This window comes from Sphingobium boeckii (assembly GCF_014199215.1).
In the GTDB taxonomy this organism is placed as follows: Bacteria; Pseudomonadota; Alphaproteobacteria; order Sphingomonadales; family Sphingomonadaceae; genus Sphingobium_A; species Sphingobium_A boeckii.
The window spans coordinates 706,900-721,837 of the sequence record NZ_JACIJC010000001.1 but is presented as its reverse complement, the minus strand read 5'-3'; the positions used below and the strand labels follow the sequence as shown (position 1 = coordinate 721,837).

12 protein-coding genes and 1 tRNA gene are annotated in these 14,938 nt (G+C 61.6%); 11 read left to right on the top strand and 2 right to left on the bottom strand.

Annotated elements, in window-relative coordinates; all coding sequences use genetic code 11:
- Positions 1-34 precede the first annotated feature (34 nt).
- The 8 genes from queF (at position 35) to FHS49_RS03590 (ending at position 8,710) form a co-directional block, all read left to right on the top strand.
- Entirely contained in the window at positions 35-481 is a 447-nt protein-coding gene (gene queF / locus FHS49_RS03625; protein ID WP_184015288.1) for a preQ(1) synthase, read from the top strand.
- 147 nt (positions 482-628) lie between these two features.
- Complete coding sequence (locus tag FHS49_RS03620; RefSeq protein WP_425502661.1) at positions 629-2,911, top strand: glycosyltransferase family 4 protein; 2,283 nt, start codon at positions 629-631, stop codon at positions 2,909-2,911.
- Between the two features lie 100 nt (positions 2,912-3,011).
- Complete coding sequence (locus FHS49_RS03615) at positions 3,012-4,295, top strand: glycoside hydrolase family 130 protein (protein WP_184015286.1); 1,284 nt, start codon at positions 3,012-3,014, stop codon at positions 4,293-4,295.
- Positions 4,296-4,343: 48 nt separating this feature from the next.
- The gene (locus FHS49_RS03610) at positions 4,344-4,751 is read left to right on the top strand and encodes an acyl-CoA thioesterase (RefSeq protein ID WP_184015284.1); all 408 of its coding nucleotides are present in this window, start codon (positions 4,344-4,346) and stop codon (positions 4,749-4,751) included.
- 115 nt (positions 4,752-4,866) lie between these two features.
- Positions 4,867-5,841, top strand: coding sequence for a class II fructose-bisphosphatase (glpX, locus tag FHS49_RS03605; RefSeq protein WP_184015282.1), 975 nt, complete (start codon positions 4,867-4,869; stop codon positions 5,839-5,841).
- A gap of 6 nt (positions 5,842-5,847) precedes the next feature.
- Complete coding sequence (locus FHS49_RS03600) at positions 5,848-6,723, top strand: 2-dehydropantoate 2-reductase (RefSeq protein ID WP_184015280.1); 876 nt, start codon at positions 5,848-5,850, stop codon at positions 6,721-6,723.
- A gap of 63 nt (positions 6,724-6,786) precedes the next feature.
- Positions 6,787-8,550 carry a single-stranded-DNA-specific exonuclease RecJ gene (gene recJ, locus FHS49_RS03595; RefSeq protein WP_184015278.1) on the top strand — a complete coding sequence of 588 codons (1,764 nt, stop codon included), beginning with the start codon at positions 6,787-6,789 and terminating at the stop codon, positions 8,548-8,550.
- Between the two features lie 85 nt (positions 8,551-8,635).
- Positions 8,636-8,710: transfer RNA gene (locus tag FHS49_RS03590), tRNA-Glu, on the top strand.
- Between the two features lie 6 nt (positions 8,711-8,716).
- Here FHS49_RS03590 and FHS49_RS03585 read toward each other — a convergent pair.
- Positions 8,717-8,863: a hypothetical protein gene (locus tag FHS49_RS03585; RefSeq protein ID WP_184015276.1), complete on the bottom strand. Its 147-nt coding sequence runs from the start codon at positions 8,861-8,863 to the stop codon at positions 8,717-8,719.
- A 187-nt stretch (positions 8,864-9,050) separates the two neighbouring features.
- Between FHS49_RS03585 and FHS49_RS03580 the strand changes: the two genes are divergently transcribed.
- The 3 genes from FHS49_RS03580 to FHS49_RS03570 all read left to right on the top strand — a co-directional run bounded on the left by FHS49_RS03580 (position 9,051) and on the right by FHS49_RS03570 (position 12,441).
- Complete coding sequence (locus tag FHS49_RS03580; protein ID WP_184015274.1) at positions 9,051-10,055, top strand: sterol desaturase family protein; 1,005 nt, start codon at positions 9,051-9,053, stop codon at positions 10,053-10,055.
- 127 nt (positions 10,056-10,182) lie between these two features.
- Positions 10,183-10,785 (top strand): hypothetical protein, encoded by a 603-nt coding sequence (locus FHS49_RS03575; RefSeq protein WP_184015272.1) that lies wholly within the window; start codon positions 10,183-10,185, stop codon positions 10,783-10,785.
- A gap of 57 nt (positions 10,786-10,842) precedes the next feature.
- Positions 10,843-12,441: a tetratricopeptide repeat-containing sulfotransferase family protein gene (locus FHS49_RS03570; RefSeq protein WP_184015270.1), complete on the top strand. Its 1,599-nt coding sequence runs from the start codon at positions 10,843-10,845 to the stop codon at positions 12,439-12,441.
- A 57-nt stretch (positions 12,442-12,498) separates the two neighbouring features.
- Here the strand turns inward: FHS49_RS03570 and FHS49_RS03565 are convergent, their stop codons facing one another.
- A complete protein-coding gene (locus FHS49_RS03565) occupies positions 12,499-14,922 on the bottom strand; it encodes a TonB-dependent receptor (RefSeq protein ID WP_184015268.1) in 2,424 nt (807 codons plus the stop codon).
- Positions 14,923-14,938: the final 16 nt, after the last annotated feature.

Here is a 14,938-nt window from a genome sequence, read left to right as displayed (position 1 = left end):
GGGATTTTCGCGGCAAATCGCTAAAGAGCCTGCCATGCAAACCACTCATCTCGGCCAGAACAGCGCCCTTCCCGCCTCTCCCGAAGACGCGGTGCTCGATTACGTCCCCAACCCGCGCACCGGACGGCCCTATCTCGTCCGCTTTTCAGCGCCCGAATTCACCTCGCTTTGCCCGGTGACCGGCCAGCCTGATTTCGCGCATCTGGTGATCGATTATGCGCCGGACGCGCGCATCGTCGAATCGAAGTCGCTCAAGCTGTTTCTCGGATCCTTCCGCAACCACCGCGCCTTTCATGAGGATTGCACGGTGGGCATCGGCGAACGCCTGTTTGCCGAGATGAAGCCTTTGTGGCTGCGCATCGGCGGCTATTGGTATCCGCGCGGCGGAATTCCGATCGACGTATTCTGGCAATCGGGCGAGTCGCCCAAGGGACTGTGGATCCCTGATCAAGGCGTTCAGGGCTATCGCGGCAGGGGCTGATCCGGCTCTGCGCACGATTGAGCGCGCGATTCCCTCATATCGTGGAATTCTGTTGCTGCATCGCACAATTTGAGCAACCATTATGATCCAGATTCGTTTGGGAGCTTGGTTTTGACAGCAACGGGCTGATTTTGCACGAGCGAAGGAATGAGCATGACCGGGAGCGCCGAACGTCCGATTTCCGTGAAGACACCCAGCCATATCGCGCTGATCGGAAATGCGTTGCCGCGGCGTTGCGGCCTGGCCACCTTCACCAGCGACACCTTTGACGCGCTCGCCGCTAGTTTCCCCGGCATGACGGTCGATTTCTACGCCATGGATGACGGCTCCGGCGTGGTCTATCCCGATGGCATCAACACCATCCCTGAAAAAGATGCCGCGGCCTATCGCGCTGCCGCCCGTCAGATCGAAGCGGGTGGCGCAGAAGCCATCTGGCTTCAGCATGAATATGGTATCTTCGGCGGGTCTGCCGGCGACTTCATCCTGACACTGCTGGATCGCACCACGCTGCCCGTGCTGGTCACGCTCCACACCGTGCTCGAAAAGCCGAGCTTCGACGAACGTCGTGTGCTCGAAGCAATTGCAGCGCGGGCCACCAAGTTGATCGTGATGGCCGAAAAGGGCCGCGCGATGCTCAAATCGGTTTACGGCATTTCCGATCGCCAGATTGAAGTCATCCCCCATGGCGTGCCCGATCGCGCCTATGTTGCTGCCGACGTCATGAAATCGCGTTTCGGTTTCGAGGGGCGCAAGACGATCCTCACCTTCGGCCTGCTCGCGCCGGATAAGGGCATCGAGCATATGATCGCGGCGATGCCGGCGATCGTGGAAGCCCACCCCCAGGCACTTTACGTCGTGCTGGGTGCCACTCACCCCAATCTCGTCCGCAATCAAGGCGAAGCATATCGCGACCATCTGAAGGCGGAGGCCGATCGTCTGGGCGTGAGCGATCACGTCCGCTTCGTGGATGCCTTTGTCGAGCAGGAAGAGTTGCTCGATTATCTGCAGGCGGCAGACGTCTATGCCACGCCCTATCTCAATCCGGCGCAGATCACGTCCGGCACGCTCTCCTATGCCGTCAGCGTGGGCAAGGCAGTGGTTTCCACCCCCTATGTCCACGCGACCGAAATACTGGCCGACGATCATGGCGTGATCGTCGATTTCCGTGACAGCGCGGCCATGGCAGCGGCGATCATCACGCTGCTGGGCGACGATGCGGCGCGCGAAGCCTTGTGTCTGCGCGCCTATGCCCGTGGCCGCACGATGGTCTGGTCGCGGCTTGCGGAACGCGCGATCGGATTGCTCGGCGGCATGAAGGGGAAAGCGACGCCGCGCATTCATCCAAGCCGCGTGCTCGATACCATCCTGCCCGTCGATATCAGTGGAGTCGTGCGCATGAGCGATGCAACCGGCATGTTACAGCACAGCATCTATTCCGTGCCCGATCGCGCGCATGGTTATTGCGTGGACGATAACGCCCGCGCGTTGATCCTGATGTGCCGGATCGAGGATATGGACGAGGATGTCCGCGATCTCTGGACCACGGTTTATGGCGCGTTCGTCCAACATGCTTGGAACCCCGACAAGCAGGCGTTCCGCAATTTCATGCGCTTCGATCGGAGCTGGGCGGAAGACACCGGTTCCGAAGACAGTCAGGGCCGCACCTTCTGGTCGATCGGGATTACCGCGCGCCATGCCAGGCTGTCCAAGCACCGTGATTGGGCCTCGTCGCTTTATGATCTCACAGCCGCCAGCGGCTTGAAGCTCGGATCGCCCCGCGCGCAGGGCTTTGCCATGCTGGGGGCCGCCGCGATCGCGCAGGCTCACCCCGGCCACGCGCTGGCGCGTGAGATATTGACTACTTTTGGCGATCATTCGCTCAGCCTGCTGGCGGCATCACGCCGGCCGGACTGGCCTTGGTTCGAGGCGGTCTTGGCCTATGACAATGCGCGCCTGCCCGAGGCGCTGCTGCGCGCCGGGATCGTTTTGAACCGCGCAGATTATATCGAATGCGGGCTTTCCACACTGGATTGGATCATCGGCCAGCAGACCGCGCCCGAAGGTCATTTCCGCGCTGTGGGTACCGATAGTTTCGGTCGAGAGTTCGAGCCACCCCTGCCATTCGATCAGCAGCCCCTGGAAGCCCAAGCGACGATCGATGCCTGCGAGGCGGCGTTCGAAGCTTCGGGTGACAAGCGCTGGATCGAAGAAGCGCAGCGCGCCTATCGCTGGTATCTCGGCGCGAACGATCTGTCCCTGCCCTTGTCCAGTCCTTCGGACGGCGGCTGTTTCGATGGCCTGATGCCGGGGGGGTTGAACCGCAACCAGGGCGCCGAATCGATCCTGGCGCTGCAATTGGCATCGGCCGCGATCAGCCGGCTTTCGATCAGCGCGGCACGATCGGCGGGGCAAGCGACGGACGCGGCGTAAGCGCGGGGGCGTGCCGCGACAGAATTACTTGGGGGAGAGCCTTTCTTAATCGCTCAACGCGGATAGAAGGCATTATCGACGACACGCCGGGGAGGGCAAATTGCTCGACGTTTATAATCATGAATTGCGGCTTTATGCCGATCCATCTCGCGTAGTGGTCCGCCCTTTTCATCTGGCCTGGCAAGCCAACGGCTCCGCGCCCAGCCGCGCCCAGCGTCTCGTGGACGAGGTGCTGGAAATGGACAACATGGCTGCGCGCGCGCAGCTCGAGCTCGTGTTGCGCGATTTCGAGGAACGCCATTGGCAGACGCGACGGGTGTTCATGACCCGTTATGAGGAAATCCAGGCGCAGCTTCAGTTGAAGACGGGCGATATCGGGGATGACAAGCGCCAGTTGATCGGTGCTTATTTCTGCCACGAATATAGCTACGCCGCCGCCGCGCTGATGAACCCCAGCGTGGTGCCGCATTTCGATCAATCCGGTATGCCGCCGGGGTCTCAGCGCATCCTGATGTCGCTGCGCGCCGTGGGCGAAGGCCATATCTCGTCCGTGGCCTTCCGTGAGGGGATCATCACGGACAAGGGTGATCTGAAGCTCGCGGCAGAGCCGCCCTTCGCCACCGCCGCAGACACCCATATGGGCGAAGACGAGATGCCAGACGGTCCGGTGACCGTTCACCGCCATACGGACAGCACGATTTCCGGCACGGTGATCTTTCCGATCACGCCCGCACAGCGCAACGGGCTGGAGGATCTCCGCCTCGTGAAATTCACGCATGAAGATGGCAAGGTGGAGTGGCTGGGCACCTATACCGCCTATTCCGGCCGCGAAATCCAATCCGAGCTGATGCGGACCAGCGATTTCAGGAGCTTCGATCTGGTGCCGATGACCGGATCAGCCTCACGCAACAAGGGCATCGCGATCTTCCCGCGCATGATCGGCGGGCAATATATGGCGATCGGTCGGCAGGACGGCGAAAACCTGTTCCTGCTCAAATCGGACAATCTGGAGCATTGGGATGGCGGCGATAAGCTGCTGGCCCCTTATTATCCCTGGGAGTTCGTCCAGATCGGCAATTGCGGTCCGCCCATCGAGCTGGATGAAGGCTGGCTGTTGCTGACCCATGGCGTGGGCGCGATGCGCAAATATTCGATCGGCGCGGTGCTGCTCGACAAGGATGACCCTTCCAAGGTGCTGGCGCGCACGCCCGAACCCGTGTTGGCCGCGGCTGATCAGGATCGCGAAGGCTATGTGCCCAATGTGGTCTACACCTGCGGCGCGATGAAGCATGGGGATATGATCTTCATGCCCTATGGCGTGGCCGATAGTTCGGTTGCCTTCGCGTTCGTACCGGTCAAGGCGCTGCTTGAGCTGATGCAATAATATGCGAATTTCTTCGCTTTTCCGGGCTTTTTGCACTATTATCAGATCATGACAGCCACATCGCTCCCGCATGATCACCCGATCTTTATCGTTCCCGGCGACATCGATTTCATGGGCCATGTAAACAATGCCCATTATCTCAAATGGGTGCAGGAAGCCGTTGTAGCGCATTGGCAGAAGCTGGCTCCGGCGGAAGCCGTCGCCCAGCATCTCTGGGTCGCGCTGAAGCACGAGATCACATATCGCAAGCCGGCGTTTCTGGATGATGACGTGATCGCCACGGTCATCCTCGAAAAGGTGCATGGCGCGCGTGCTTTCTATGAAACGCTGATCAAGCGTGGCGAAGACGTGCTGGCCGAGGTGAAATCAAGCTGGTGCTGCATCGACGCCAAGACCTTGCGGCCTGCCCGCATCGCCAGCGAGATCACGGAGCGGTTTTTCCAGCGCGGAGACTAATTTACGCAGCCGCGGCGGACCGGTGCGCTATCCTGTTAACCTGGCGCGTGCATTCTCGACATTGCCACAACGCTCGCCTATCGGACGTGCAGGAAATTCAGGGGAATAAAGAACCATGGTGGAAGCAAGCCGGATACTCGATCGCGTCCTCGTGCTGGAAATGGTCCGCGTGACCGAAGCGGCGGCCATCGCCGCCTCCAAGCTGATCGGCCGCGGCGATGAAAAGGCCGCCGACGCCGCCGCCGTGGAGGCCATGCGCCTAGCGTTCAACGATCTCTATATGGACGGCACCGTCGTCATCGGCGAGGGCGAGCGCGACGAGGCACCGATGCTGTATATCGGCGAAAAGGTCGGCAATGCGATCGGCACCGGCCCCAAGATCGATATCGCGCTCGATCCGCTGGAAGGCACCACCATCACCGCCAAGGCCGGTCCCAACGCGCTCGCCGTGCTGGCCATCTCCGAAGCGGGCGGCCTGCTCAATGCGCCGGACGTCTATATGGAAAAGCTCGCCGTCGGCCCCGGCTATCCTGAAGACATCATCGATCTGAACAAATCGGTGAAGGACAATGTCTGCGCGGTCGCCGCGCACAAGGGCGTGCAGCCTGATGAGATTATCGTCTGCGTGCTGGATCGTCCGCGTCATGAAAAATTGATTGCAGAACTGCGCGCGATTGGTTGCGGCATCATGCTGATCCCCGATGGCGATGTCGCCGGCGTGATCGCCACCACTGATCCAGACACAACGATCGACATGTATATGGGTTCGGGCGGCGCACCCGAGGGCGTTCTGGCCTGTGCGGCGCTGCGCTGCGTTGGCGGGCAGTTCAAGGGCCGCCTGCTATTCCGCAATGAGGATGAAAAGCAGCGCGCCTATAAATGGGGCATCACGGATCTCGACAAGATCTATGATCTGAAAGAGCTGGCCAAGGGCGATTGCATCTTCGCCGCGACCGGCGTGACCGATGGTTCGCTGCTCGCAGGCGTCAAGCGCCGCAAGGGCGGCGTGATGACCACCGACAGCGTGGTGATGCGCGCCAGCTCCGGCACGGTACGCTGGGTCAAGGGCGAACACCGCCAGGCGGTCTGAACGCTTATGCCGGTTTCCATCGCCGTGATCGGCCCTGGCGCGATCGGCGGCACGATCGCCGCGTGGCTCGCGCAGGATGAAGCGCATGATGTTTCGCTCTGCGCCCGCACGCCATTCGACCGGCTGAAGGTGGAGACGCCATCGGGACCGATCACGGCTACACCCGCGATCCTCACCGATCCCGCCGCGGCAACGCCTGTCGACTGGATTTTGATCGCCACCAAGACCTATGAGGCGGAGGGCACCGCCCTCTGGTTCCCTGGCCTGATCAAGGCCGGAACGCGCGTCGCGGTGCTTCAGAATGGCGTGGAGCATATCGCCCGTTTCGCCCACTGGATCGCCCCTGACTCCATTGTTCCGGTCATGGTCGATATTCCGGCCGAGCGGACCGCACCGGGCCATATTCTCCAGCGCGGTGATGGCCTGCTGGTCGTCCCCGACGGCGACGGAGGACGTGCGTTCGCGTCGTTATTTGCACACACGCCCATCACGGTCTCGCTGACCGATGATTTCACGACCGCCATATGGAAAAAGCTCTGCATCAATTGCGCCGGGGCCGTATCGGCGCTGACATTAAAGCCGGGCGGCGTCGCTGCGAATCAGGGGGCGGCGGACGTCATGCGCACGCTCGTGGCGGAATGCGTCGCCGTGGCGCGCGCGGAGAGGGCGACCATGCCCGACACGATGCCCCAGGACGTGATCGCGCACTATCTTCGCGCCGCGCCCGATTCGATCAATTCGATGCACGCCGATCGTCTGGCGGGTCGTCCGCTGGAATTGGATGCGCGCAATGGCGTGATCGTCCGGCTGGGTGAGAAGCATGGCATTCCGACGCCAGCCAACGCCATGATGGTCGCGCTGATCGAAGCCGCCATAGGCTGACGTGGAGCGCTGTCCTCCGGCCTTCCATTCTGCCATGGTCCAGCGCCATATGAAATTGCACCGATGAACCCAGCGCTCAACATCACTCATTCGATCCTCGGCCAGCCCTGGCGCTGGCGGGGGATGCAGACGGACACGCGCGACGAGGGCTTTGCGCCGGATGATCTGATCACGCAGCTTCTGATGACGCGCGGCGTTTCGCGCGAGGATCTGGCGGCGCACCGCCTGCCCAGCATTCGCGGCTTCATGCCTGATCCGTCCATCTTCCGCGACATGGACAAGGCGTCGGAACGCATGGCGGCCGCCGTGATCGCGGGTGAAAATGTCACCATCTTCGGTGATTACGATGTCGATGGCGCGACATCGGCGGCGCTGCTCGTGCGGCTGTTGCGCGATCTGGGGCTGCCCGCCAAGGCCTATATCCCGGATCGGCTGATGGAGGGCTATGGCCCCTCGGGCGAGGCATTGGTGCGCATCGCGCAGGGCGGAGCCTCACTGATCGTCACGGTGGATTGCGGCGCGCAGGCATTCGAGGCGCTGGAGATGGCGCAGGCGGCGGGCGTGGATGTGATCGTGGTCGATCACCATCAATGCGCCAGCGCGCTGCCCGTGGCACACGCGCTGGTCAATCCCAACCGGCTGGATGAGGATGAAGGCGCGGCGCACGGTCATCTCGCGGCGGTCGGCGTGGCCTTTCTGCTCGGAGCGGCGCTGGTGCGGCTGCTACGGCAGCGCGGCTATTTCGCCCATCGCACCGAGCCGAAGCTGCTCGAACTGCTCGATATCGTCGCTTTGGGCACCGTGGCCGATGTCGCGCAGTTGAAGGGGCTCAATCGCGCCTTTGTGGCGCAGGGGCTGAAAGTCATGGCCGGGCGGCGCAATATCGGGCTGAACGCGCTCATAGCAGCCTCACGGCTTACCCGCGCACCCACCTGCTCCGATCTCGGCTTCGCGCTGGGGCCGCGGATCAATGCGGGGGGCCGCGTCGGCAAATCCGATCTGGGGGTGCGTCTGCTTACAACCCAGGATCCGGATGAAGCGCAGCAGATCGCGGAGGAACTCAGCCGCCTGAACGAAGAACGTCGAGCGATCGAGAGCGGGGTTCAGGCCGAAGCGGAGGATGCCGCGCTGCGACAGGGCAATCGTGCGGTTGCCCTCGTCTCGGGCAAGGGCTGGCACCCCGGCGTGATCGGGATCGTCGCTGGTCGGTTGAAGGAAAAACTCGGACGTCCGGTGATCGTGATCGCGGTGGATGATCAGGGCGTTGGCAAGGGATCGGGTCGCTCGATCAGCGGAGTCGATCTGGGTGCGGCCATCCTCGCTGCCAAGGATCTTGGTCTGCTCGCAGCGGGCGGCGGCCATGCGATGGCCGCGGGCCTCACCATCGCGGAAGACCGGATCGACGCGCTCGCGGAATTTCTGGACGAACGCCTTGCGGCAGACGTGACTCGATCCCAGGGCGGCCGCGCATTGCTGCTTGATGCGGTCGTGGCACCCGGTGGGGTCACACCGGGGCTGGTGGAGGCCCTGGAAGGTGCCGGACCCTATGGCATGGGCTGGCCAGCACCCCGCGTGGCCGCAGGGCCAGTGCGGATCATCAAAGCCGATGTGGTGGGCACCGATCACGTCCGCGCGATCGTGGCGGGCGATGACGGGCGCAGCTTCAAGGCTGTCGCCTTTCGCGCCGCCGCCACCGATCTCGGCCAGGCCTTGCTGGGCGCACCGAAGGACCGCAAGCTCTGGATCGCGGGCCGCCCCAAGATCGACGATTGGGGCAGCCGCCCCGCCGCCGAACTGCATCTCGACGATGCCGCCTGGATCGACTGAAGAAAACCGCATGTTTCGCGAGAAACGGTCAACCACGGTCTTGACCCCGCCCCCGTCCTCGCCTAGTTGCACGCCCTGCCCTCGCGGCCCCTTCGTCTAGCGGTTAGGACGCGGCCCTTTCACGGCTGAAGCACGGGTTCGATTCCCGTAGGGGTCACCAAAAATATCACTGTTCCTGGTCGATATCGTTCGCGATGCCTGGTGCGTCCATTTCCCGTCCATCGCTGCGCAGCGGATCATTTGATACGTTTTTGCGAACGCGCAGTGGAATGACGCGCTGATAGCGCGGTGAAAATCTGCGCACGTTGCTCAAGTCTTGCGCTGTCCATCAGACCAAACCGGCCCTCTGAACCGAGCTTTCCGTTTGCCTGCGCACACCGCCCTTTCGGAACGGAGGCCACGTCTACCAAATCGTGTAGACAAAGGGGGTGCAATGATATTACGATCATGCAAATTGGTATTACTGGAATCGGCGACCAAACATTGCGGGGACGGGCGATATGGATGGAGTTCGCGTAGGTAACAGGATGATCGGCACACAGGCGCCGGTAACCGTGGGCTGGGAGAACATTCCCAAGGTGGAAGGCGGCCGGGCCAAGCAGCTCTTTTTCACCTGGTTCCAGCCCGCCGTGCTCTTCGCATTGCTCGCTTTCTGGTATTACGCACCCAATTCCATCGCCGTGACATCGACCGCCATCGGCATCGGCATCGGGTTCAAGCTGCTCATGTTGGGGCTCGAATGGCTCGTCCCGCGCCACGATAGCTGGCGCCTGACCTGGAAGGAACTGACCACCGACCTGTTCTATGTCGGGCTTGGCTACACGGTGCTCCGCATGGTCGACAGCTATATCGGCGACGGTGCCATGATCGAAGCCGTCCAGCAGTCTTTCAACTGGGACAAATTCGCCTGGTTCACGGTTTTGCCGCTGCTGGTGCAGGCTTTCCTGATCTCGTTCGTCTTCGATTTCGGGCAATATTGGATGCACCGCGGGATGCACAATTGGTACCCACTGTGGCTGACCCACGCGCCGCATCACTACATTACCCAGCTCAACATCAACAAAGGCGCGGTCGGCAATCCGGTCGAGCTTTTCCTGATCGGCCTCGGCATCGGCGGATTCTTTGACTTTCTGCCGCGCGCAGCCCTGCTCGCCGGCACCCTCGGCCTGGCTGTCGGAACCTATCAGCATATCAATGTCCGCTTCAATTCGCCAAAATGGTGGCGGTTCCTGTTCAACACCACCGAGCATCACAGCGTTCATCATTCGCAGGATTATGAAGCCACCCGCAGCAATTATTCCGGAACCTGGATCATCATCGATCGCATGTTCGGCACCTGTGTGGATGGCGAGGCGGAACTGCTCGGGATGGAGGGCGGACGCCGCATGTCGGTCGCCGAGACGATGCTCTATCCCTTCACCGAAGGCTGGAAGTCCATCAAGGGACGATTTGGCAAGGGTCACCTGGACCCATCCGAGGGCGCGACGGCGGTTCCGGCCGAGTGAGGCCATCGCCGGTCGCACACCCGCCCTTTCCTCATACTCCCTGCCCTGAACGGGGTCGCCGTCAGTGCGCCGGCTTAGGCCTTGCCGTCCAGTGCGGCCTCGAAAATCTCTCTTCGAAGGAGATCCTGTGAACCTGCGTTTCATCGACTGGATCTGGCATGTCAGGGGCAGCCTGGCGCTGGCACCCGGGCAATCGGGCGATGACGCCTTCGCGCGGCTCGACCCTCTGTTTCGCGAGAGGAACACCCATCACGAACGGACGGACGACACGCTGACCTTCAGCAAGAAAGACCAGGCGGCGCAGGACAAGATGGCCATTTTCGACGGAGGTGTACTGCAGATCGACAAGGGCGAGGCCGGGCCTGTGATGCGCTATGATCTGATCAGCCGGGGATTGCTGTTCTGCTTTCTGGCACCCTTGCTGTTTCTGGGCTTCGCGCAACTGACCATCGCCATCGGCAATCTGGAAAAACCCTCCACAGAAGCCGCGAAGAAAAAGCCCGAAAAGAAGAAAGCGGAACTGCCCATGAACCCGATCGACAAAGCCCTCGGCGCGCCCGCACCCGACAAGCCCAAAAAGAAAGACAAGGATAAGGACGAGGACAAGAAACCCTCTCCCACACCCGCCTATGTCTTTGCAGCGATCTTTGCCACGCTCTATGGCGTGGGACGCATTTTCGAAGCCAGGTGGATCAAGGCGCTGTTCAAAAAGAGCTTGCTGGGCTCATAATCGGCGCTGTCGCGCATGGGAGACATTTTTGCGCGAAATCGTCTCTCTCACAGCGACATGCGTGGTCCACCTCACCGCGGGCATTGCGTGACGCTGGAAGCACAAGCGAGGGCGGCGCTCAAGCGTGGTGATCTGCCGGCCGCGGTCTCCGCTGCAAAGGCGCTTACCCTCGCCCACCCGGAGCAATCCATGGGCTTCTTCCTGCTGGGCATGGCCGCGGCCGAAGCGGGCCAGATCGCCAAGGCAGTTCCGCTGATCGAGGCCGCGGTGGAACGCGGGCCGCGGGCGGAACATCTGGCCCAACTTGCACGGCTGCTCAGCCTGTTGCGGCGCGATGGGCAAGCCGCCAAGGCCGCGCGTGAGGCCATGGCGCTGGCCCCCGTCGATGCCCTCACGCTCGATACCATCGGATGCGTTCTGGCCCGGCTCGGAGACCATGAAACATCGGTCGTGCCGTTCACCGCAGCGGTAGCCGCTGATCCCGGCAATCTGAATTATCGCTACAATCTCGCGGCGGCCAGCGGCTTCACCGGCCGGGTGGCCGAGGCGCGCGCGCATTATGAGATGATCCTGGCCGCAGACCCCGGCAACGCGCGCGTGCATTATGCGCTTGCCATCCTCTCGCGCCAAACGGCCCAGGCCAATCATGTGCCCAGACTGCAAACCGCATTGGCGCAAACACGCCGACCCGAGGATTCGCTGCGCATTCATTATGCCCTGGCCAAGGAATTGGAAGACATCGGGAATGCGCCCGATGCCTTTCGACACCTGTCGGTCGCCAATGCCGCGCACAAGCAAACGATTCGCTATGATTTCGCGCAGGACGCCGCGATATTCGACGCGATCGAGACGCTGTTTGGCAGCGGCGCGAGCGCGCTTGCCACCGGGACGGGCAATGCCGATCCGGCCCCGATTTTCGTGGTGGGAATGCCCCGCACGGGCACCACTCTGGTCGATCGCATCCTGTCATCCCACCGCGATGTCGGGTCAGCGGGCGAACTTCAGGCCGTGCCGCTGTCGGTCAAGAAACTGGCCGGCACCGCCTCCCGCGTGGTCATCGACCCCGCAACCGTGGCGGCCAGCGGCACCATCGATCCCGCCGCCATCGGCACCGCCTATCTCGAACGCGCCAGCCACCACCGCCCCCAAGGCATGGCACGGTTCACGGACAAGCTGCCGGCCAACTTCCTTTATATCGGCCATATCGCACGGGCCTTGCCCAACGCCCGGATCGTCTGCCTGCGGCGGAACCCGATGGATACCGTCTGGAGCAATTACAAAAATCTATTCGCCAGCCAGTCGGCTTATTATGCCTATTCCTACGATCTGATGGATACGGCGCGCTACTATGCGCGCTTTGACCGGCTGATGGCCTTGTGGGAAAGCCTCTGGCCGGGGCGGGTGCTTCAGCTATCCTATGAAGCGCTGGTCGCCGATCAGGAAGGGCAGACGCGGCGGCTGCTGGAGCATTGCGGCCTCGAATGGGACGAAGCCTGCCTGTCGTTCCACGAAAATAGCGCCGCCGTTGCGACGCCCAGCGCCGCGCAGGTGCGACGGCCGATCAATGCCGATGCCGTCGGCAAATGGCGATCTCATGCCGAGGCATTGGAGCCAACGCGAGCCTGGCTGGAAGCGCAAGGCATTCAAACACGCTGACGGTCAGTGGTGGAAAGGGCGCCCTTCCTTCCGGAGCGGCGCCCTTTCCTCTCATCCTCAATATTTGAAGCGCACGTCGACGCCGAAGGTGCGCGGGTTGGCGACGGCTTTCTGATAATAGCGCAGAAGAACGCCGTCGTTGAGGCCTGTGCGGGACCGGTCGTTGGACACGGACACGACCGCATATTTGTCGAAGATGTTGTTCGCAAACAGGCTGACACTGTATTGACCCGCGTCATAGCTCAGCGACGCCCGGTGCATCACAAAGCTGGGCAGCTTGTCGCCATAGGCGCGATCCCAGCCAAGCCGCGTGACAACGCTTCCCCGATAGGTCGCCGTCCAGTTGGCCGTCAGTGAACCTGCCATCAGCGGCATGGTGTAGGCCGCGCCAAGGCTGCCGCTGTTCTTCGTCGAACCCGGCAGGCGATCACCCGAAAGCGCGGCCAGCGTGATCGGCGCGCTGGGATAGGTGCCCGGCGGATCGTTGACCGGGATGATGCCAGGTACATCGTCGGTCAACTTGGCATCGGTGTAGGAATAGGTGCCCTGGATGGACAGCCCGGCCAGCGGCCTCAACTGAAACGACGATTCGAAGCCCTTGGACTCGGCACCACCGCCGTTCACCGTGATGCCGGCAATGCCGTTCAGCGTGGCGGAATCGACCTGAAGCCCCTGCCACTTGATCTGGAAGACGTTGAAACTGAAGCTCAGCTTGCGATCGAACAACTGCGAGCGGATGCCGATTTCGATGTTCTTGGTGCTGTCCGGTCCGAACTGAATCTCGTTCGGCAGAGCGCAGATGAGCTGGGTATTATTGATGTTGTCGCCATCTGGATCGTTTGGCAGCGGGGTGGGGCATGGCGCGACGCTGTTGGGGCCGCCGATGCGATAGCCCTTGCTGTAGGTCGCATAGGCCATCAGGCCATCGGTGAATTTGTAGGAGCTGTTGATTTTCCACACCGTTCCGTTCTTGCCGGCATCGCCGCCGCGTGGCGTCAGGTCACGTGGGTCGAGCGGATCGCCAAGGATCGGCAGTGTCTGCGCACCGGCGATGGTGGAGGTATATTTGAAGTAACGCGCGCCGCCGGTGACCTGCCAGTCCGGCGTGATATGGAATGATCCTTCGCCGAAAATGGCCTGTTCGGTCACCTTCGAGCGGGTATAGCTGACATATTCGAGATAATCCGGGTTCGTTGCGGCATCGGCCCACGGATGATTGGGGATATGTTCGGCATAGTCGCTGCCATATTTATTCTCATTGTAAAAGCCGCCGATCGACCAACTGAACGGCCCCCCATGGCTTGAGACGAGGCGGACTTCCTGATTATATTGCTTGCGCCGGGTGTGGCTCTCGCTCCAGCTTGAGAAGGCCGGGAACAGCTCATAATCATAATCGAGATCGAGCAGCAGATCGGTATTGTCGCCCTGCGAATCCGATTTGACGTCGGTATAGGCCGTCGTCGCCACCAGATCGGCGATGTTGAACACATTGGCGTTGATTTCGAGACTGACCAGGTGCGCGCGGCGTTTCACGGGTTCGATATAGCGGCTGGCATTCTCATATTTCCCCGTCCCGAAAACACCGGCACCATTGGACTGGGCACCATCGGTCTTGGTCTGCTGGAATGCGTAGGTGACGGTCGCGGAGAAATCCTCGTCCACCTGGAATAGCAACTGATTGCGCGTCGTGATCGTCTTTTCGAAGTTCAGATCCTTGCGGCTTGTAAGGTTGGCCGCACGGAAGCTGTCAGAAATAGTGGTCGAACCGGCCGGCTGCGGCAGCGACACGCCGGGCTCCTGGATCAGCAGCGTATAATCGATGAAGCCGGGATCGTAATAATAACCCGTGGCCGACCGGAACGCTATATGGTCCTTGGCGATCGGAATGTTGATGACCGCGTCCATCTGATAACCAGGCTTGCTGCCGTGGCTCTTGCCATAAAAGCTGCCATGGACTTCGCCCTCGAATTTTTCGACGTCGGGGCGGTTTGGAATGTAACGGATCGCACCGGCCAGCGTGCCCAGACCGTAAAGCGTACCCTGCGGCCCGAGCAGCGTTTCCACCCGTTCGATATCGAGCAGCTTGAAATCGTAATAGAGCGGAACCTCGCCCAGATAGACCCCGACCGAATCGTCATAATTGCTGCCGCTGGAATCCACGTCCGAGGCGCTGAGACCACGGAGCACGACCGTGCCGGTGGTGCCGGGGCCGGTGTCCGAAATGGTCAGGCCGGGCGTGAAATCCGCAAGATCGCGCACATCCTGAATGCGCTGGCGTGCCATGTCTTCGGCACTGACCGCGGAGATATTGATCGGGCTATCCATGATCGTCGTGATGCGGCGCGTGCCGGTGACGATGATGGAATCGCCCTCCGCTTCGGCCTCTACAGGCGCTTCCGCCATGGCCGGTGTCATCGCGACCATATTCGTAAAAATGGTGGCAGACAAAAGCCCCAATTTGAGTTTCGCGCGACGTGACATGAACTTCCCCTTTTTT